This is a genomic window from Pseudomonas crudilactis (assembly GCF_013433315.1).
GTDB classification, from domain to species: Bacteria; Pseudomonadota; Gammaproteobacteria; order Pseudomonadales; family Pseudomonadaceae; genus Aquipseudomonas; species Aquipseudomonas crudilactis.
The window spans coordinates 144,415-164,077 of record NZ_WXVV01000001.1 but is presented as its reverse complement, the minus strand read 5'-3'; the positions used below and the strand labels follow the sequence as shown (position 1 = coordinate 164,077).

Genomic DNA, 19,663 nt, shown 5'->3' with positions numbered 1-19,663 from the left:
ATTATAAAAAGATAATTTCATGAGGCCGCGAATGTTTCTGCAATCCAGCCAGCACGTCGACAGCTATTACGCCCACAGTTGCGCCGATATTCTGCGCGATCGGCCGGCGCTGGAAGGCGAACATGACGCCGACGTGGTGATCATCGGCGCCGGTTTCAGTGGTCTGCACACGGCGCTGCGTCTGGCCTTGGCGGGCAAACGTGTGATCGTGCTGGAGGCCAGTCGCGTGGCGTGGGCGGCCTCGGGGCGTAATGGCGGGCAAGCGATTCTCGGCTGGTCGTGTGATATGCCGCCGCTGGAAGCTGCGCTGGGTCAGGAGCGGGCGAAACGCTTGTGGGACGGTATGCGCTGGGCTGCTGGGGAATTGCGTGAATTACCGGATCGTCACGGCTTCGACATCGATTATCGCCCCGGGCACCTGTGGACATCGGTGATGCCACGCCGGGTCAGTCTGCTCCGCGAATGGCAACACGAAGCTAGCCACAAGTGGGGCCACGATGTGTTGCAGTTCATTCCTCGTGAACAACTGCCGGAATGGGTGGCCACCGACCGCTATCAGGGCGGGTTGTACGACCCTGAGGGCGCGCACCTCAATCCTCTGAAACTGGCCTTGGGCCTGGCGGCCGCCATCGAGCGGGCCGGCGGGCGTATCCACGAGCAAAGCAAAGCGCTGAGTTATCAGGAGCAGGGCGGTGGATTCCGGGTCAACACCGAGCGCGGTTCAGTGCGCGCCGATGTGCTGGTGCTGGCGTGCAACGCTTATCTCGATGAACTCGACCCGCAGCTGTCCAGCTGCATTCTGCCGGTGGGCACTTACCAGGTGTCCACTGCACCGCTGACGCCTGAGCAGGCCACGGCGCTGTTGCCGCGCAATGTCTGCGTGACCGACAACCAGTTCGTCCTCGACTACTTTCGGCGCACACCGGATAACCGTTTGTTGTTTGGCGGCGGCTGCACGTATCTCGGTGGCATGCCCAAGGACATCGCGGCGGCGACCCGGCCGTTTCTCGAACGGGTATTCCCGCAGCTCAAGGGCGTCGGCATCGAGTTTGCCTGGGGCGGACATATCGATCTGACCATGAAGCGCACGCCTGATGTTGGAGGCGAGGGCAATCGTTATTGGCTGCAAGGCTATTCGGGGCACGGTGTGTTGCCGACACTGGCCGCCGCGCGCGCGGTGTCCGATGCGATTCTCGGCGATCGCGATGAATTGGCGTTGTACCAGGGCCTGAACAATGGCCGATTTCCCGGTGGCAAGCATTTCGCGGCACCACTGGAAGCCATCGGCAAGGCCTGGTATCGACTGCGTGACAGCATTTGATGAGACTTTTTTCGGAATCGCGTCCATGAACAAGCAAGAAGAAATCGCCGCGCTGGCGATCCTCATCCATGACCTGCGCAAGCACAAGAAGTGGACCCTCAAGGAACTGGCCGACAAGATCGGCCGTTCGGTGGGCTTCCTTTCGCAGGTCGAGCGCGGCTTGTCGCGGCCCACCGTGGCGGACCTGACCGCGATCAGCGAAACCTTCGGCGTGCCGACCACCTATTTCTACAGCCTGCCCAAGCCCAAAGAGCTGCCGTGGGTGACGCGGCCGGATGAGCGCCGCACGTTGTACTACGCCAACGGCATCACCGACATTCTGGTTTCGCCGCAGATTCGCGCCTCGTTCTCGATGCTCGAAAGTCATCTCGAAGCAGGCGCGAGCAGCGGCGATCGCCATCTGACCGACAGCTCGGAGCAGGGCGGTTACGTCCTCGAAGGCGAACTGACGCTGTGGCTGGGCGACGACGAAGAACCGACCACGTTGAAGGCCGGCGACAGCTTTCAATTCGACAGTCACACCCGCTGCCGTTACGGCAACCTCACCGAGCAGCTGACTCGCGTGCTCTGGGTCTACACCTGATCACAACAAAGGATGAACACGATGGACGCTGTCTGCGCTGACCTGCTCGCCGAAGTGCGTGCCTTTCGCCAACGCTACCCCGAGGTGCGTTATGTCGACCTGATTTGCCTGGACATTCCCGGGCACTTCTATGGCAAGCGTTATCCAATCGACATGCTCGAAAAGGTCGCCGCCGGCAGCGTACTGAAGCTGCCGCAGAATTGCGTACTGTTGGGCGTGCAGGGTGGCTTGTTCCCTATCGGCGATTACTGCTTCAACGACGGCGACCCGGATGCCGTGCGCCGTCTCGTGCCGGGCACGTTGAAACCGGTCACCTGGGAGGCGCAGCCGCTGGGGCAGATGCTGATCACCTCGGACGGCACTGAAAAACCGATCGAGTTCGAACCGCGTGAAGTCCTCGCCCAGGTGCTTAAGCGTCTGGCGCGCAAAGGCATTCATCCGGTGGTGGCGTTCGAGCTGGAGTTTTATCTGTTCGACAAAAAACTGCGCGACGGTCTGCCGCAATTCCCCCGCGACGACCTGACCGACGATGCCGATGATAAACCAAACCTGCACATCGAGCGGCTCTCACGCTTCGCGCCGGTGCTGGATGAAATGGTCGAAGCGACGCGGGCGCAGGGCATCGACGCCACCGTGATTACCGCTGAACTCGGCCCCGGCCAGTTTGAAATCAACTTCGGCCATCTAGACGACGGCTTGCGTGCGGCGGATTGGGCCGCGTTGTTCTGCCGCAGCACGCGCGGCGTTGCGCTTAAACACGGCTACCGCGCCAGCTTCATGGCCAAGCCGTACTTGCAGCATCCGGGCAGTGGCATGCATGTGCATGTCAGCCTCTACGATTCGGCGGGCAATAATCTGCTGGCCGCGAATGAGCAGCAGCCGCTACGCCATGCAGTCGCCGGGTGCCTGGAATTGCTGCCGCACAGCATGCCGATCTTCGCGCCGAACCAGAATGCGATGCGCCGTTTGGGCGGTACGGTGAACACCGCGACCAAGGCCAGTTGGGGTTTTGAAGACCGCGATGCGTGCTTGCGGATTCCGGAGTCGGACGTGAAGAATCTTCGGGTTGAATATCGCTTGGCCGGGGCGGATGCCAATCCGTATCTGGTGTTGGCGGCGATTCTGGTGGGGCTGGAGCATGGGCTGGAATCGGGCAAGGAGCCCATTGCGCCGCTGAATGAAGATCGCAGCAGCGGGATTGATTTTCCCAAGGAGATGTTCGAGGCCGTGCGCGCGATGCAGCATCAGCCGCAGTTGCGCGAGGGGCTGGGTGCTGAGTTTGTCGATGTGTATTGCGAGAATAAACGTCAGGATCATTTGGCGTTTATGCAGGAGATCAGTGCTCGGGAGTATCGGTGGTATTTGTGAGGGCGAGGGTAGGTTTTGAATGTAATAAACTCACGACAGCTTGATCGGATCAAGGGAGATTGCGCCCTGGAAACCACAGATAATTTCAAAGACGCGCTTAACAAACCACCCAAGTATTTAGTGAAAAAAGCATGCAAAACACAAAGACAGGCTCAACAAAGAAAAAACTGAAGGAACGAGCTATTGCAACTGCTGTGTTTTTGCTTGCGGGGGCGTGGTTTAGCTATTTGTTCTGGGCCGTTGGCATTTCAGCACGAACCATTTTAATGCCGGAAATTCCCGAGTTAACGACATACCTGCTGATTGGTACTCTTTTTGGGGTTGTTTTTGCGGGGCTGGCAATCCGCGCCGGCAAAGCGACAAAAAGCGCTATAGAGTCGTTCTTGGGCGGCTTTAGCGTGGGCTTGATTTGCTCTTTAAACATTTATGATGTCAGCGTCTACCTGTTGCCTGGTGAAGTTGTTAGTTATGAGTCTGAGTATGAGGTTACCTATCGGGGGCCGTCCAAATACTGCGAGGCAGGTCTATGGATCAACGATCCGAACACCCATCGGAGGATTGAACTCTGTACAAACAAAAAAGAGCTGAATGAGCAAATTGGGCGCGGTATATATGCTGTGTGGGTGACTGCGCACACTAATGAACTTGGCTCTTACATCATTGGCTATACATTTTTCCGTAAATAAATCTAAACGTCGAATTGAAATGTCTGATCACTGAAAGGAATCACGTTTGACCACCCCATCACCTGCTCAAACCCTGAGTGCATTGCCCGATCTTGATTACTATCACAGCAGAACGGTGCTGCTGCCTGTTGAAATCACCACTGTTGATGCCTGGAACTTCATGCGGGCCAAGCCGGGACTGTGCATGCGGCTGGCGTTTCGAACGAGGGATGCAATTTCTTCGTTATTCGGTGTGGAGCGCATCGGTGGGTTCTCCGGTGCCCGGCGAGAAACCGTACAGGCTGGCGAAAAGCTGGATTTTTTTCTGGTGGAGCATAGCGCCCCCGACCTGCTCATTCTGAGCGTGAGAGACCGGCACCTGGATGTCATGATTTGTCTTTCGATAACAGATCGTGTGTTCACAATCACATCGTCTGTCGTAACGCATAACGTCTTTGGGCGCCTCTACATGTTGCCGGTTGGGTTGGTCCATAAGCTGCTGGTCAATAGGGACCTCGAGCGTCTGAAACGCGAGACAGGCGCCGCCGAAACGTGATTGTCGACGCCAGCGTCGGGAGGGGCCGCTATCGACCAGTCTCCACCTAGCGATTGCAGCTTTTCTAGCTACGCTTGCCAGCAAGAGATTGGTGCAAGCACGCCGACTCCTTAATTGTCTGGCAAGGGAGCCAACAACCATGGACAGCACTCGCGGCGTTTACCCATCAGCTACCGTTCTGGTAGTCGACGATACCCCCGATAACCTGATGCTGATCGCCGAGTTGCTCAAGGACAAATATCGGGTCAAGGCCGCCAACAGCGGCGAAAAAGCCCTGCGCCTTCTTCAGGCCGACCCGCTTCCCGATCTGATCCTGCTGGACATCATGATGCCGGGCCTGTCCGGTTATGACGTTGCCGAACAGCTCAAGCTTGATGCCCGCATTCGCCATATTCCGATCATTTTCCTGACCTCGATGACCGCTACGGAGGACGAGATTCGCGGCTTGAGCCTGGGCGCTGCGGATTACATCACCAAGCCGATTATCCCTCCGGTGCTTATGGCCAGGGTCGAGACTCAGATCAAGCTCAAGGCCGTTGCCGATTTTCTGCGCAATCAGAACGATTTTCTGGAGCAGGAAGTGCAACGGCGTACCCGCGAGGTGATCGCCATCCAGGATGTCACGATCCACGCCATGGCCTCGCTGGCCGAAACCCGTGACAACGAAACCGGCAACCACATTCGCCGCACCCAGCACTACATCAAACGTCTGGCTGAACTGTTGCGCAATCACCCGCGCTTCCGGGACTTTCTCGACGAGGACACCATCAAGCTGCTCTTCAAATCGGCACCGCTGCACGATATCGGCAAGATTGGCATTCCTGATCGCATCCTGCTCAAACCGGGACGTCTCACCGCCGAAGAGTTCGAGATCATGAAGACCCACACCACCTTGGGGCGCGACGCCATCCAGCACGCCGAGGATCAATTAGGTATAAACGTCGACTTCCTTCATTTGGCCAAGGAAATTGCCTACGGCCATCAGGAAAAATGGGATGGCAGTGGCTATCCGCAAGGCGTGGCCACCGATGACATCCCGATCAGCGCCCGGTTGATGGCCGTGGCGGATGTCTACGACGCGCTGATCAGCCGACGCGTGTACAAGCCCGGCATGCCCCACGAGCAGGCGGTGAAGATCATCCGCGAAGGCCGCGGCTCGCATTTTGATCCGGACATCTGTGACGCGTTTCTGGCCAATGCCGAACAGTTTCGCGAAATTGCCGAGCGCTTCGCCGACAGCGACCAGGACATGGCCAGGCAGTTAGCCCTGCTTGAGCAGATTGCCGACCGTCCCTGAGCCCCGCGTATCAGTTAGCACATCCAGTTGAAAGAGGCCGTTTATGAACAGACTGTTCGAGATGCTCGAGCGCCTGTCCCTGCGCAGTAAATTGATCATCGGCTTCGCTGCGCTGCTGATATTGATCCTGATATTGGGCGTGCAAAGCCTGCGCACCCAGTATTCGCTCAAAAATGAAATGCAGCAGTTGTACCAACAGGATCTGGTGGGTATCCAGCATGTGCAGGAAGTCCGGGTGCAATTGCCGCATCTGTTGCTCGCCATGCAACGTGCAATCGCAACCAACAACGCCGACATCCGTATCAGCGCCAGAGCCCAGATGGATGTCGCCCAGGCGCGACTCCATCAAGCGCTGGAGCAGGTTCGTCCAACACTGCGCCGACAGAGCAGCATCAGCAGCCTGCTGGAATTCGAACGGGTATTACAGCGTCTGCAAAAAGATGGCGATGAAGCGTTGGCGTTCGCCGGCAAGGGGTCCTTGGGCCAGGCCTTGATGTTGCTCAACAGCAAGGATTTTCTTGCGCTGGAGCAGGGCGGTGACGGGCTGCTCTCCCAGATCGAGAAAAACAAGGAAACCGACATCCACGATACAGCGAAGAACCTGGCTGAGTACGCAGAGCGTAGCACTACGATTACGTACATCTTGTTGCTGGGTGGTTCGACGCTGGCTTTGCTGTTGACCTGGCTGGTCAGTTATTCCATTCGCGTGCCGCTGAACCGCGTACGCGTTGCCGTGGATGAATTGGCGTCGGGCAAGCTGGACGGCCAGATCCCGCATACCGACCTGCGCAACGAAACCGGCGATCTGGCGCGCGCCATTGCCACGCTGCAGGTGGAGGCTTGTCAACTTGAACGCCAGCGTTGGGTGAAAGCTCACGCCTCGCTCCTGCAAGTCGATCTGCAACAGGCCGAGACGCCGCAACAATTGGCTCAGGCTTTTTTCAGCCGCATCGCGCCCCGTTTGGGCATGTGCCAGGGGGCGCTTTACGTGCTCTATGAAGGCGCATCACGCCTGAGACTGGTCGGCGGTTATGCGGTGGACAGTGAGCACCCATTGCCCGCCGAGCTTGAACTCGGTGAGGGATTGCTTGGCCAGTGCGCACTGGATCGCCAGCCCCGCCAGCTTGAGGATCTGCCCGAATCGTTCTGGCATGTGCGCGCGCAGTTGGGCGCAGTTGCCGCCAGCCATCTGCTGGTGCAGCCGGTGCTGCGTGGCGAGCGCCTGCTCGGGGTTGTGGAAATGGCAGGCTTTCGCTCACTGGAGGAGAACGAGGTGCTGCTGTTGCAAGAAGTCCTGCCCAGGCTGGCCGGTGCGATGGCCATTATGGAACGCAGCGAGGCAGCCCAGGCGCTGCTGCAGGAAACTCGACGCCAGGCTGACGAAATGGGCGCGCAAACCTTGCAACTGGAACACCAGGCCAGAGAGCTGGAGGCCCAGCAGGCAGCACTGCGCGCCACCGAGGCCTGGTATCGCGGCATCATCGAGGCAGCACCGGACGGCATGCTGGTGCTGGGGGCCGACGGTCGCATCCTGATGACCAACCCGCAAATGGACACCTTGTTTGGCTACGCCCCCGGCGAGCTGATCGGCGCCAGCATCGAGCGTCTGGTACCGCAGGCTGCCCGCGAGCGCCATGTCAAGTTACGCGACGGCTTCATTGCCAGCGGCGGAACCCGGCAGATGGGCGGCGATCTTGACGATCTGAGCGGGGTACGCAAAGACGGCAGTCTGTTCTCTGTGGAAATAGGCCTTTCTCATCTACCGCGTCTGGAGGGTCGTGGTGTCTGCGTGTGTGCCTCGGTGCGCGACGTGAGTGATCGCCGCGCAATGGAAGCCCGGCTGCGAACCGCCAGCGATCGCCTGAACCTGGCACAGGAGTCCGGTGACATCGGGCTGTTCGACGTCGATCTGGTCAGCGGCACAAATTATTGGACGCCCCAGCTCGAAACCCTGTTCGGACTTGAGCCTGGCGCATTCGGTGGCACGTTGGCGCACTGGAAGGCGCTGATGCATCCCGAGGACGTGGCACGGGTCAGCAGCGCGTTCGAGAGCGCCATCCAGAGTGGCAATGACCGCGTCGAGTTCGACTTCCGGATCGTCCGCAAGAACGATGGAAGGGTGCGCACGCTGCGGTCGCTGAACCGCTTCTCACGCACGCCTGACGGCAAACCATTGCGCGCAACCGGCATCAATATCGACGTCACCGCACTGGCAGAGGCAAGGGCTGCGGCCGAAGAAGCCACGCAGGCCAAGAGCGAGTTCCTCGCCAACATGAGCCATGAAATCCGTACGCCGATGAACGCCATCATCGGTATGAGCCACCTGGCACTGCGTACTGAACTGGACAAACGCCAGCGCAACTACATTGAAAAGGTCCACCGCTCGGCGGAGAACCTGTTGGGGATCATCAACGACATCCTCGACTTCTCCAAGATCGAGGCCGGCAGGATGAACCTCGAACAGGTGCCGTTCCGCCTCGAAGACGTACTCGACAGCTTCGCTGCCATGATTGGCCTGAAGACCGAGGACAAGGGCCTCGAGTTGTTGTTCCAGATCCCGCCCGGCCTGCCCACGGCACTGCTGGGCGATCCCTTGCGGCTGGGGCAGGTGCTGATCAACCTCGGCAACAACGCGGCCAAGTTCACCGAGCACGGCGAGATCGTCGTCGGTCTGGAAGAAGTGGAGGCGCACACGGACAGCGTGGAGCTGCATTTCTGGGTGCGCGACACGGGCATCGGCATGACCGTCGAGCAGTGTTCACGCCTGTTCCAGTCGTTCAGTCAGGCGGACACTTCAATCACCCGCAAATATGGTGGCACCGGTTTGGGATTATCTATTTCCAAGAAACTGGTGGAGCTGATGGCCGGCCGAATCTGGGTCGAGAGCGAGCCGGGAGTCGGCTCCACGTTCCACTTCCAGGTACAACTCGGCGTACAGCAAAATGTTCTGCCGCGTCGTATGTTCAAGGCTGGCGAACTGTTGGGCATGCGCGTGCTTGTCGTGGATGACAACACCAGTGCCCGTGAAATTCTCTCGGGCATGGCACGCAGCTTTGGCCTGGAAGTGGATGTCGCGCAGAGCGGTAGTCTGGCGCTGCGCATGTTGGCCGACGCCGAGCACAAGGTCCTGCCTTACGATCTGGTCTTGATGGACTGGCGGATGCCCGGCATGGATGGCATGGAAACCGTGAGCAGAATGCATTCCGCCAGTCTGCTGCGCACGCCATCGGTCATCATGGTGACGGCTTTTGGCCGCGAAGAAGCCCGCGAAGAAGCCGAACGCCAAGGCATCCAGTTGCCGGTGGTACTGACCAAACCCGTCACGCCGTCATCGTTGCTCGAAGCAATCGGTGTCGTGCTGGGCAGAGACACACACAGCGACACTCGGGCTGGCGAACGCTCCCAACACAATGCCAGTACCGTCGCCAGTCTCAATGGCGCGCGGCTGCTTCTGGTCGAAGATAACGAGCTGAATCAGGAACTGGCCAGCGAGCTGCTGGAGAGCGTCGGAATACGCTTGCGACTCGCCACGCACGGCCAGGAGGCCTTGGATATTCTCGGCGAGGATGGCGACTTCGATGGCGTGCTGATGGATTGCCAGATGCCGGTGATGGATGGCTACACGGCCACCCGGCACATTCGCCAGCAACCGCGCTTCAGCACGCTTCCGGTGATCGCCATGACCGCCAATGCCATGGACGGTGACCGCGAGCGCGCGCTCGAATGCGGCATGAACGACCATATTTCCAAGCCACTCAACGTCGAAACGATGTTCGCCACATTGGCAAAATGGATCAAGCCAAGAGCCGCTCAAACACCGCTGAACGCAGGTTTCGCCGATGGCTTGCCCGAGCATCTTGAGGGCATCGACCTCGCGGCGGGCCTTGCCACTTGCATGGGGCGGCGGGATCTCTATTTACGTTTGCTCTGCAAGTTTCGCGATACTCAGACAGACTTTGCCGAGCAATTCCAGGCCGCACAAATCGATCCGGACCCTGCTGCCGCCGGACGGCTGGCGCACAGTTTGCGCGGCACCGCCGGCAACCTCGGCGCCAAGGCCGTGGCACAGGCTTGCACTTTGTTGGAGCAGGCCTGCCAGAACGGCGAGCCGGCTACGGTAGTGCAAGCGCTAGCGACGCAGGTCGAACATTGCTTGCGCCCGACCCTGGCGTCTCTGGCCGACCTTAAGGCGGACACAACGGCCTCCACGGATGACGAGCTGCTGGACGAATCGGCAATCAGCGAGCAACTGAACAGGCTTGTTGTTCTTTTGGACGAAGGTGATACGGCGGCTTTGGACGTGCTGGCGGCACTGCGCAACAGGCCGCTCGATCGAGCGTTGGCAGAGCGTCTGACACTCGTCGCGGCGCAGGTGGAACTGTTCGACTTTGACCGCGCCTTGCAGCTTCTTCAGGATAAATGAACCGGGTGAGCAGGTAGGCCGCTCACCTTTAACGGCTGCTGGTTGGGGCCGGCATGCTGCTCTTTGTTGCATGGCGAAAAAAAGCTGAAGCCTAAGCGAAAGAAAACTCTGCTTCAGTCTATTGCTGCCAGCCAGTAGCGGACATTCGTGATGGGCAATTCCCGGTCGGAAGCAGATTCTTCAACCTAAGACTAACTGGCCTATCCCCTGCACGGTCACGTAGTAATATCGGCACTTCACTCGTGACATTGGTACGGAAATGCCAGCAGAAATAATGCAACAGGATGGGCTGAAGCTGACCATCACGCCGTGTAGCAGCCGGATTGGCTGTATCGTCGTTCGACTCGCGGGCACTGATCTACACGCGGAAATTACAACGGAATGGACCTCCTCTGCAGATCACCTGCCTCGACTCGACGGATTCTTCGCGTCGGTTGGGCAGCTTGAGGAAGGGGTTTCTAAAGAGTGGCTTTCTGAGAGCGAGGATTTTGCACTTTCGGCCTGTTTAGATCCTCATTTCCCGGGTTTGGTGTTCTTGCGCGTCTACTTGGGTTCAACGTCAGATGACGACTGTGATTGGCAAATAAATGGGTCTTTGTTGGTCCTCCCCAGCCAGGTTGAGCGCTTTGCAAAAGACTTGTCCGCAATTTAACGGCGCAGTCGGAGTCAAGTCTTTGAACCGCAAATCTGCAACCTGGCGTGTTGATCGCAAGCTTTTTTTAGCGAGCTTTCGGCCAGAAGCAGACCTCCACCCTGGAACGAGTAGAAGCAAGAAGATTCGGAGTAGGAAAATGCAATGTACCTGCAACGGTAAAGACGATCTGGTAGATATTAGTCAGCGTTACACGGCGTTTGTCGCAGGAATGCGCTGCCTTGCAACGGCGGACTGGATCAAACTATTGCAATGTCCCGAGTGCGGGCAGCTTTGGCGAGCGGATGAGTGGGATAAATATCAAGCCCTGTACGCGCGCAAACTGGACTCGCCAGAGGGCTGGGAATCAGCTGATATGGAAACTTTGATAAAGCTGCGCATGGTCGAGAATCATGGCGGCCTGGATACTTCTGCTTGTCTGGCGAAGGACTGCAAGCAACGTGTACTCAAGGGACGAGCTTATTGCGTTGACCATTTTTATGAAACCGGAGCGAGAGGTTGAACCGTTGAAGCTGGTCAGAAGAGCGGGATTAAAGGACAGATCACGTTTTTCTGAATGTGGGCTGTCCCTGAAATCTCCCCCAGCCACTCAACCGTTCAACGACATCGGTTTTTCCCCACCCGGAGGCAAGCCAAACAGCCTCCGCACCCCGTTAAGAAACGCCCCATAGGGTCGCCCCAGAACCAGCATCATCACCGCTGCACCCAGCGTGCCGCGCACCAGACCTTCTCCCGATGCACCACTGAAGGCAATGATCGCGGCATAGATCGGCACCTGAAAACTGACCAGGGCGATGCTGTCCCAGAGCAACCGGGACACTCGACCCTGACCGGCGCGCGTCATCACCCAATCGCGCCAGAGACCGTAAGGTCGCGCGACGGGAATCATCAGCGCCGCGCCCAACAGGCGCGCGTGCAGAACCTGATCCCAGGTCATGCCGGCAATCAAACGTTCATTGATGATGCCGGTGGTGGTGAAAAACAGGATCAGCGCCGTCGTGTCTGCAATAAATGCAGTCCGACGTGTTGGCTGTTGCAGGCGGTGCTGCACTTCATTTCTCCTGACAGTTATAGGCCAGTGCTTCATCGTGCTGTGACAGTCACAGCACCGCGAGGTGCAGAGGTTTGGCAAAGTTTCGCCGTCTGAAAATAATCTGAACCGCTGTCGGACCTGCTCGCCTAATGATTAGCTTGTGGTCAATCGCACAGGCGCTGTGTCAATACCGGCACACTCCGAGAGGTGGTCAACGTGGCTAAAGACGAAAAGAAAAGCAAAGACAAAGGTGACGCTTCGAAAGCCAGCAAAGACTTGAAAGACAAAAAGTCATCACCTGAGAAAAAATCAGCAGCGGCTTCGGCGCTTTCAAAGTCCTCCGACAAGGACAAGAAAGACAAGAAAAAAGATGCCGAGCCGAAGAAGTCGGCGAAAAAAGCCGATAGCAAGCCTGAGAAGGCCAAGGATTCGAAGAAGGCTGACAAGCCGGCTAAAAAGAAAAAGTGATCGTGAAGACAATAAAAAACCCGGCATTCAAACCGGGTTTTTTATTGCCTGCTATTTGGAGATCAGAGCGCCGCTTTGACCTGCAAACCAAACACCAGCGCATTATCGATGTCCTGCCCGGAGAACGCGCCCGGCTCGATGATGTACTGCACATTCGGGCGCAGGGTCAGCCAAGGCGTGGCCTGATAACCGTAGCCGAGTTCGATCAATTGCTCGGCGCTGTCCAGGTTCGGGAACGCCGTGCCGTTGTTCAATGCGGCGTCCTGCAGCACGTCACGGCTGCGCGGGTTGGGCACGGCGCGGCCGTAACCGAGAGCAACGGTGTCTCGCGGGCGACCTTCGAACGGTTTGTACAAAACTACACCGGTGCCGTACCACTTGCTGAACGGCGAGGCCGCTTCGCTGGCCGCCGAGTACTGACCGAAAGCGTGCAGGCTGCGACCTTCGGAGGTCGGCGAGTTCCAGACCGCCTGATCGATCAGCAGGTAATGACCGCCACGGCCGGAGACTTCGTCGTCGCTGCCGATGCGCTTTACGTCGGAGCTGTCGTAGTAGTAGCCGAGCTTGTATTCGCCGGGCAGGGTACCTGCGTGTTTGTACACCAACTCAATCGGCACCACGGTGCCAGTGGTGTGTTTCGGGCCAAGATGCCAGGCGCGACTGGAGTTGCCGTTGCTTTCCGGGTCGACGTTGAACGCGGCCACGCGCAGTTGCCACGAGGACGACAGATCGTATTTCACCCGCACGCCGAGGCGCGCGTTGGGGTAGTTGGTCCAGCCGCTGCCGCCTGACATGTTCAGCGGATGGCCGCAGAAACCGGCGTTCATGAAGTTGCACAGAATGCCGCTGTCGAGGCCGCCGAGGTCATTACCCATGGCCATGTAACCGAGCTTCACGTTGAGCGCCGGGGTAAACAGGCTGCGCTCGTAACTCAGTTCGGTCAGGCGCGTGTAGAGGCCACCGTAGTTTTCCTGGATCGGCAGACGGTTGCCGACCAGATCTTCCGAAGCGCTGTTGCCGCGACGGTCGTTGATGGTCAGCTGGACCTTGCCGGCATTGTCGACGCCGTACAGTTTGCTCAGGTCGAACTGCACGCCGAGCTTGATGTTCTGCGAGTAACGCGCCGAGCGATGCAAACCGCCATCGGCGTTGTAAGCCATTTCACCGCTGTAGTCGCCGGTGAACTTGATGCCTTGTGCATCCATCTGGTGACGCAAGCCACCCCAGTCACCGCTGAGGGTGCTGCGGGTCAACAGATCGGAATCGTTGTCGGCCAGCGCGGGGAGGGTAGTGGTGCACGCGACGCCCAGCAACAGGCCTTTGAACAGGTCGGAACGGGAAAAACCAACAGCCGATAGCATGTAAATCTTCCTGCAGAAAACTTGAGCAATAGGGGGAAAGCAGCGCGGCACCCGAAGGTGCCGCGCTTTACGTGAACAGCGTGGTTTACGGCAAGGCGTAAGCCATCACGTAGTCGCCGCGATCGGTCGACTGACGCGCACCACCGGCGGTGATAACGATGTACTGCTTGCCGGTTTTCGGCGAAACATAGGTCATCGGGCCGCCCTGGCTGCCGACAGGCAGACGTGCTTTCCAGACTTCTTCACCGTTGCCGCTGTTGAAGGCGCGCAGGTAGAAGTCCTGGGTGCCAGCGATGAAGATCAAACCACCTTGGGTCGACAGGGTGCCGCCGAGGGTTGGCAGACCGATCTTGATCGGCAGGTGCATGCGGATGCCCAGTGGACCGGTGTCTTCAACGGTGCCGACTGGAACTTGCCAGGCGACTTTCTGCGTCTTCATGTCGATCGCGGTCAGCGTGCCGAACGGTGGTGCCTGGCAAGGAATGCCGGCCACCGACAGGAAGCGGTTTTTGTTCACGGCGTACGGCGTGCCTTTCAACGGCACGGCGCCCATGCCGGTGTTCAGCGCTTCGCCACCGCCAGCGGCCTGACCTTTGTTCTGCGACGGGATCATCTGAATCCACAGACCCAAGCGCATGTCGTTGACGAAGATGAAACCGTGCACCGGATCAGTGGAGATGCTGCCCCAGTTCATGCCACCCAGCGAACCCGGGAAGCTCAGGGATTTATCGGTACCCGGCGCGGTGTACAAGCCGTCGTAGCGCATGCCTTTGAAGTCGATGCGGCAGAGCAGCTGATCGTACGGAGTAGCGCCCCACATGTCCGATTCAGTCAGGTGCTGAGCACCGATTTCTGGCATACCCACCGATTTCGGCTGAGTCGGGGAGTACGGTTCGTTCGGGATGTTCGCCGCTTTCACCGGTACTTCTTTCACGTCGGTCAGCGGTTTGCCGGTGGCGCGATCAAGCACGTAGATCTGCCCGGCCTTGGTGCCGATGACCAGCGCCGGAATGCTTTTGCCGTCCTTGGTGAAGTCGATCAGGCTCGGCTGCATTGGCAGGTCGAAGTCCCAGAGATCGTTGTGCACGGTCTGGAACACCCAGCGCTCGTCACCGCTGGTGGCGTCCAGCGCGAGGATCGAAGCACCGTAGGTGTGATCGAGTTTGCTGCGCTCGACACCATAGATGTCGGTGGACGAACTGCCCATCGGCAGGAATACGGTATTGGTGGCCGGGTCATAGGACATCGGCGCCCAGCTGTTCGGCGTGCTGCGCACATAAGTGCTGCCGTCGGCCGGTGCGTTTTTGTCCTGCGGGTTACCCGGGTCGAACGCCCAGCGCATGGCGCCGGTCATCACATCGAAACCACGGATCACGCCGCCCGGCATGTCGGCTTGCACGTTGTCAGCCACGCGACCGCCGACCACCACGGTAGTGCCGGCCATTAACGGCGCGGAGGACAACTGATAGTAGCTGTCCGGCACGTTACCCAGACCGGCCTTCAGATCAACCTGGCCGTTGTTGCCGAAACCCTGGCAGAACTCGCCGGTGTCCGCATCGACTGCGATCAGACGGGCATCGATGGTGTTGGTCAGCAGACGGCGCTGGCAATTGGCGGCCGGAGCAGGCTTGGCTTCGATGATCGACGAGTTGCTCGGCTGAGCAATGGCTTTGGTGGCGTCGAAATAAGCCATGCCACGGCAGCGCTGCCAGACTTTCGACTGAGCGTTGATCGCGTTCTTCCACAGTTCTTTACCGGTGTCGGCATCGAGGGCGATCAGGTTGTTGTGCGGGGTGCAGATGAACACCTTGTTGCCGACCTGCAGCGGGGTCAATTGATCTTCAGCGCCGTTGCCATCGCTCTCGGCGACGTCACCGGTGTGGTAGGTCCATGCCACTTTCAGCTTGTCGACGTTGGCGCGATTGATCTGGTCCAGCGCAGCGAAGCGGCTGCCACCTTCGGTATTGCCGTAGTGGGCCCAGTCCTTTTGCGCTTTGTCCGGCTCGACCGGAGTCAGGCCCGGACCAGTGTCGGTTGCCGCCACGGTTGGATGAGCGACGAACATATTGCCGGCCGCCACAGCCACGCCGACCGCCAGCACCGCAGCCACGGCGTAAGCGCCGCGACCCGCAACGCCGCCATTGGCACGCTTGAGCAGCGGATAGACCAGCGCCACGACCAGGCCGATCACACTGAACATGAACAGGCGCGAGAACACCGGCCAGAACACCAGGCCGGCATCGCTCACCGCCCAGATCGCGGTGCCCACCAGGAACGCGGCGAACAGCCACGCACCGGCCAGCTTGAAGCGCGCGATCAGCAGACCGGAAACGGCCATGACCAAGCCACCCACCAGGAAGTACCACGAGCCTCCCAGGCTGACCAACTTCACGCCGCCCGCAGCCAGCGCCAAGCCGAGCAGGGCGATGACGACGCCCAGCCCGACCAGAATGAATTTTGATATGCCCGAGAGGCGTTGACTCTGCTTCACGTTGAGTGTCCCGTTGAAATGAGGCGCGCATTATATAGTTAGGTAACTACCTAGTTAAATCACAAATTTCAACGTGAAGCGTAGTTCGTTGCTGAATCACGTGCCTGACGGGGGGCGTTTTAACCTCGGGACCGAATTTATTCCAACTGCCCGAAGCGAGATGCTTTTTTTCGACAGGAATATTGGTATTTTTGACAGGTCTAAGCCTGAGCTACTCAGAAATGGCAAGAATCGAAGAGCCTGCAAGCATTCTTTGTAGAATTAGCGCATCCAACGGGCATTTATATTGCGACGATTGAGGGGCAGATCTTCAGGTATGGTGACCATGTGATCACCCTAATGAGGCTCATGTAATGGGATGTAGGCGGGGCACGCGTGTGCAATCAAATGGGCGAACGCTTGCAGAAAATCCAAGGTGCATATCCAACAGGCGACATTTACGAGGGTTTGCTTCTGTTGCATGCCTTCAAGACGCTCTGGAAAATGCCTCAAAATGAACCGTACGGGCTTATCAAGCTTGACCGAATGATGGCCGTAAGCCAGTATTCAAATGATTGAACGGTTATGATTTCTGGGACGATCAGGATTTTATGGAAAAAATTGTTTCTGATATGTTTGCTGAGCTTGATGGTAATAAATGGTCCAAATGCGCCGACCGGACGCCACGTTCAACAAGCTGCGTAGAGTGCCTGCGACTCCAGTACTTTGATAATAATGACGTAAGCTACGATTGCGTCGAAAAGCGCAAGCTTTATGTAATCCGGTTTCTTCCCGTCCATGCTGCGGAGAATCGAGCAGGTTTACGGCGCGTGTCTGAAAATGTCATAGCCAATATCCTGAGGTATGCGCCTATTCGGATTCTCTCTTTGGGTGGGGGGCCGGGGAGTGATATACATGCGACTCTGGAGTTTCTTAAGCAAGAAATTGAGGATTTCTCTCTGCATCGAATATTCATAACAAGAATGGATATTGAGCCGTTGTGGGATGATGTTGCACGTAATGTCATCCTGAATGTTGCAGGTGACATTTTATTCAGACTTGATACCATGCATGCGAATGTAATGGCGGGGCTCGATACCCTCAGAGAGGAGGACGAGGAGTTTGATATAGCGTTATGTTCCTACCTGATTTCAGAACTTGATGAGTCTGATCTTAAAGATCTAGGCAAAAAGCTGAGAAGAGTGATGTGGAATGGCGGGGTTATTGTGATAAACGATAGGGCTGAAATTGATGTTGAGAGAAAGATTCGAATAGTCTTTGAAGCTGCTAATGTTGATTGCTCAGAGGCAGGCAACCAAGGATGGGCGGGATTTCCTTATGCAGACGAAATCTTTCAACAAGTCAGGCCCAAAGTTAATATGAGTTCGACGGTGTTTTGGGGCGTTAAACGTGATAATTAGTGCTAGCCGAAGAACCGATATTCCTGCTTTTTACGCCGAATGGTTTATTAAAAGAGTGCGGGCTGGCTTTTTACTTACGCGAAACCCTTTTAATCACAATCAAATACGTCGCGTCTCAATGTTGGCGCAAGACGTCGAAGCTATCGTTTTCTGGACTCGCAACCCGACAAATTTAATGCCATACCTTCCGGAGTTGGATGAAAGGGGATTCAATTATTACTTTCAGTATACGATTACCGGGTATCCGCGCTCGCTTGAGCGCTCGGTTCCCAATCCGTATAAAGCGATTGAGGAATTCAGGAAGTTGAGTTCCCAATTAGGTGCGCGCCGCGTCATATGGCGGTATGACCCTGTTTTGCTTTCGAATCTACTGCCTCTGGAAGAGCATAAGCGACTGTTTCAGAAAATTGCAAAGAATCTATCCGGGTATACTCGGCGTGTTGTAGTGAGCTTTTCTGACTTCTATAAAAAGACAGAAAAAAATTTGCGGGATGTTGAGGGGTTGATTTGTTCCGATATTGCAAAAGATCGAGAAAGCTTGCAGAAGCTTACAGACTTCATGGCCAAGACTGCTGCCCAACATGACATGGAGATTTTCACCTGCGCCGAAGAAGTCGAGGTCAACGAAATTGGACACGGTAAATGTATTGATGAGCGGTTAATACAGGAGGTATTCGGACTTTCTTTGAGCGGTGACAAGGATAAGGGTCAACGGGAGTCGTGTGGCTGTATCAAAAGCGTTGATGTTGGGGTCTATAATACTTGCCTGCATGGTTGCTCTTATTGCTATGCGACATTCAGTCATGAACGAGTTATTTCAAACAAGCGAAATCACGATCCTGATAGTCCGTTTCTCGTAGGCAGCGCGGAAGGCATTGACCCTGACTTGCTTTTAGCAGTGAAATCCCAGGCGTCCTTATTTTGAACTGCGACGATGCGCGGTTGGCCTGTTGATAGAGTGAATAGGGTCGGGCTTTCATTTGAGTTGTGCCGCGCGGAAAATGCTGGCGTCGTTGCCTGCCGATAACGAGCGCGTCTCATTCTGCGAGCGCTTTGGCCCTGGCAATTGAAAACGCTTTCGGCAGGCTCGCGCCATTCTTCGCCGCAAGAATCTCCGCCATCACGCTGACGGCGATTTCCGCAGGCGTCTTGCTGCCGATGTACAGGCCGATCGGTCCGTGCAGGCGCGCAAGCGACGCTTCGGTTTCACCAAAATGCTCGATCAGGCGTTCGCGGCGCAGTTGGCTGTTACGCCGCGAGCCGATCGCACCGATGTAGAACGCCGGACCGTGCAGCGCTTCGAGCAGGGCCAGATCGTCGAGTTTGGGGTCATGGCTCAAGGCGACGATGCAGGTGCGCAGATCGACCGCGAAGTCGCGCACCACGTCATCCGGCATGCCGACGATGCGCTCCACGCCGTCTACCGCCCACGTCTCGATGTACTCGGGACGCGGATCGCAAACCGCCACTTTGAAGCCGTTGAACAACGCCATGGTCGCCAGATACTCGGCCAGCGCGCCGGCCCCGATCATCAGCATCCGATAACCCGGCCCCAAGGTGTTGAGCATCTGCGCGCCATCGAAGCTGAACTGTTCCGGCGTTGCGGTCGGTTCGAGCATCACCTGCCCGGACTCCAGCGCCAGACGACGGCGAACCAGTTGCCCGGCGTCCAGTTGCAACAGCAACGCGTCGAGTGACTGCCACGCCGGGTTGAACTCAAGGATCAGTTCCAGCGTGCCACCGCAGGGCAAGCCGAAGCGATGCGCTTCATCGGCACTGACGCCATAGCGCACCACTTGCGGTGCGCTGTCGCTAAAAGCGCTGCCGCCATGGGCCGTGGTGAAGCGATGGATCAGGTCATCCTCGATGCAGCCGCCGGACACGCTGCCCACCACGCGACCGTCGTCACGCAAAGCCATCATCGATCCCGTCGGCCGTGGTGAAGAACCCCAGGTGCGCGCCACCGTGGCGAGCAACACACGTTCGCCGGCGGCAAGCCAGTCCCGCGCTGTGCGCAGGACCAGCAAGTCGATGCTTTCCATCAG

At 57.6% G+C, this 19,663-nt stretch carries 15 protein-coding genes; 11 read left to right on the top strand and 4 right to left on the bottom strand.

The window, feature by feature from the left end:
- Positions 1 to 31 precede the first annotated feature (31 nt).
- The 8 genes from GTU76_RS00705 (at position 32) to GTU76_RS00670 (ending at position 11,367) form a co-directional block, all read left to right on the top strand.
- On the top strand, positions 32 to 1,321 hold the full coding sequence (locus GTU76_RS00705; protein WP_180697837.1) for an NAD(P)/FAD-dependent oxidoreductase: 1,290 nt from the start codon (positions 32 to 34) through the stop codon (positions 1,319 to 1,321).
- A 25-nt stretch (positions 1,322 to 1,346) separates the two neighbouring features.
- Positions 1,347 to 1,904, top strand: coding sequence for a helix-turn-helix domain-containing protein (locus GTU76_RS00700; RefSeq protein ID WP_007913292.1), 558 nt, complete (start codon positions 1,347 to 1,349; stop codon positions 1,902 to 1,904).
- 21 nt (positions 1,905 to 1,925) lie between these two features.
- The gene (locus tag GTU76_RS00695) at positions 1,926 to 3,272 is read left to right on the top strand and encodes a glutamine synthetase family protein (RefSeq protein ID WP_180697836.1); all 1,347 of its coding nucleotides are present in this window, start codon (positions 1,926 to 1,928) and stop codon (positions 3,270 to 3,272) included.
- 131 nt (positions 3,273 to 3,403) lie between these two features.
- Positions 3,404 to 3,958: a hypothetical protein gene (locus GTU76_RS00690; protein ID WP_180697835.1), complete on the top strand. Its 555-nt coding sequence runs from the start codon at positions 3,404 to 3,406 to the stop codon at positions 3,956 to 3,958.
- Between the two features lie 46 nt (positions 3,959 to 4,004).
- Entirely contained in the window at positions 4,005 to 4,493 is a 489-nt protein-coding gene (locus GTU76_RS00685; RefSeq protein WP_180697834.1) for a DUF2867 domain-containing protein, read from the top strand.
- Positions 4,494 to 4,632: 139 nt separating this feature from the next.
- The gene (locus GTU76_RS00680; RefSeq protein ID WP_175554357.1) at positions 4,633 to 5,790 is read left to right on the top strand and encodes a response regulator; all 1,158 of its coding nucleotides are present in this window, start codon (positions 4,633 to 4,635) and stop codon (positions 5,788 to 5,790) included.
- 43 nt (positions 5,791 to 5,833) lie between these two features.
- Entirely contained in the window at positions 5,834 to 10,213 is a 4,380-nt protein-coding gene (locus GTU76_RS00675) for a response regulator (RefSeq protein ID WP_180697833.1), read from the top strand.
- A 674-nt stretch (positions 10,214 to 10,887) separates the two neighbouring features.
- A complete protein-coding gene (locus GTU76_RS00670) occupies positions 10,888 to 11,367 on the top strand; it encodes a metal-binding protein (RefSeq protein WP_180697832.1) in 480 nt (159 codons plus the stop codon).
- Positions 11,368 to 11,454: 87 nt separating this feature from the next.
- On the opposite strand, the gene alaE is transcribed toward GTU76_RS00670, so the two are convergent.
- Positions 11,455 to 11,916, bottom strand: a complete 462-nt coding sequence (alaE, locus tag GTU76_RS00665; RefSeq protein ID WP_180697831.1) for an L-alanine exporter AlaE — start codon at positions 11,914 to 11,916, stop codon at positions 11,455 to 11,457.
- Positions 11,917 to 12,105: 189 nt separating this feature from the next.
- On the opposite strand from alaE, the gene GTU76_RS00660 reads away from it, so the two are divergent.
- Entirely contained in the window at positions 12,106 to 12,366 is a 261-nt protein-coding gene (locus GTU76_RS00660; RefSeq protein WP_163013585.1) for a hypothetical protein, read from the top strand.
- A gap of 62 nt (positions 12,367 to 12,428) precedes the next feature.
- Here GTU76_RS00660 and GTU76_RS00655 read toward each other — a convergent pair whose 3' ends face one another.
- Both GTU76_RS00655 and GTU76_RS00650 read right to left on the bottom strand, forming a co-directional pair.
- A complete protein-coding gene (locus GTU76_RS00655) occupies positions 12,429 to 13,727 on the bottom strand; it encodes a carbohydrate porin (protein WP_180697830.1) in 1,299 nt (432 codons plus the stop codon).
- 85 nt (positions 13,728 to 13,812) lie between these two features.
- Positions 13,813 to 16,218 carry a membrane-bound PQQ-dependent dehydrogenase, glucose/quinate/shikimate family gene (locus GTU76_RS00650; protein WP_180697829.1) on the bottom strand — a complete coding sequence of 802 codons (2,406 nt, stop codon included), beginning with the start codon at positions 16,216 to 16,218 and terminating at the stop codon, positions 13,813 to 13,815.
- A gap of 554 nt (positions 16,219 to 16,772) precedes the next feature.
- Here GTU76_RS00650 and GTU76_RS00645 point away from each other — a divergent pair.
- On the top strand, positions 16,773 to 17,618 hold the full coding sequence (locus GTU76_RS00645; RefSeq protein WP_175554352.1) for a hypothetical protein: 846 nt from the start codon (positions 16,773 to 16,775) through the stop codon (positions 17,616 to 17,618).
- Entirely contained in the window at positions 17,608 to 18,543 is a 936-nt protein-coding gene (locus GTU76_RS00640; protein ID WP_175554351.1) for a DUF1848 domain-containing protein, read from the top strand. Before GTU76_RS00645 ends, GTU76_RS00640 begins: the two co-directional genes overlap by 11 nt.
- Positions 18,544 to 18,655: 112 nt before the next feature.
- Here the strand turns inward: GTU76_RS00640 and GTU76_RS00635 are convergent, their stop codons facing one another.
- A complete protein-coding gene (locus GTU76_RS00635) occupies positions 18,656 to 19,660 on the bottom strand; it encodes an XdhC family protein (protein WP_180697828.1) in 1,005 nt (334 codons plus the stop codon).
- Positions 19,661 to 19,663: the final 3 nt, after the last annotated feature.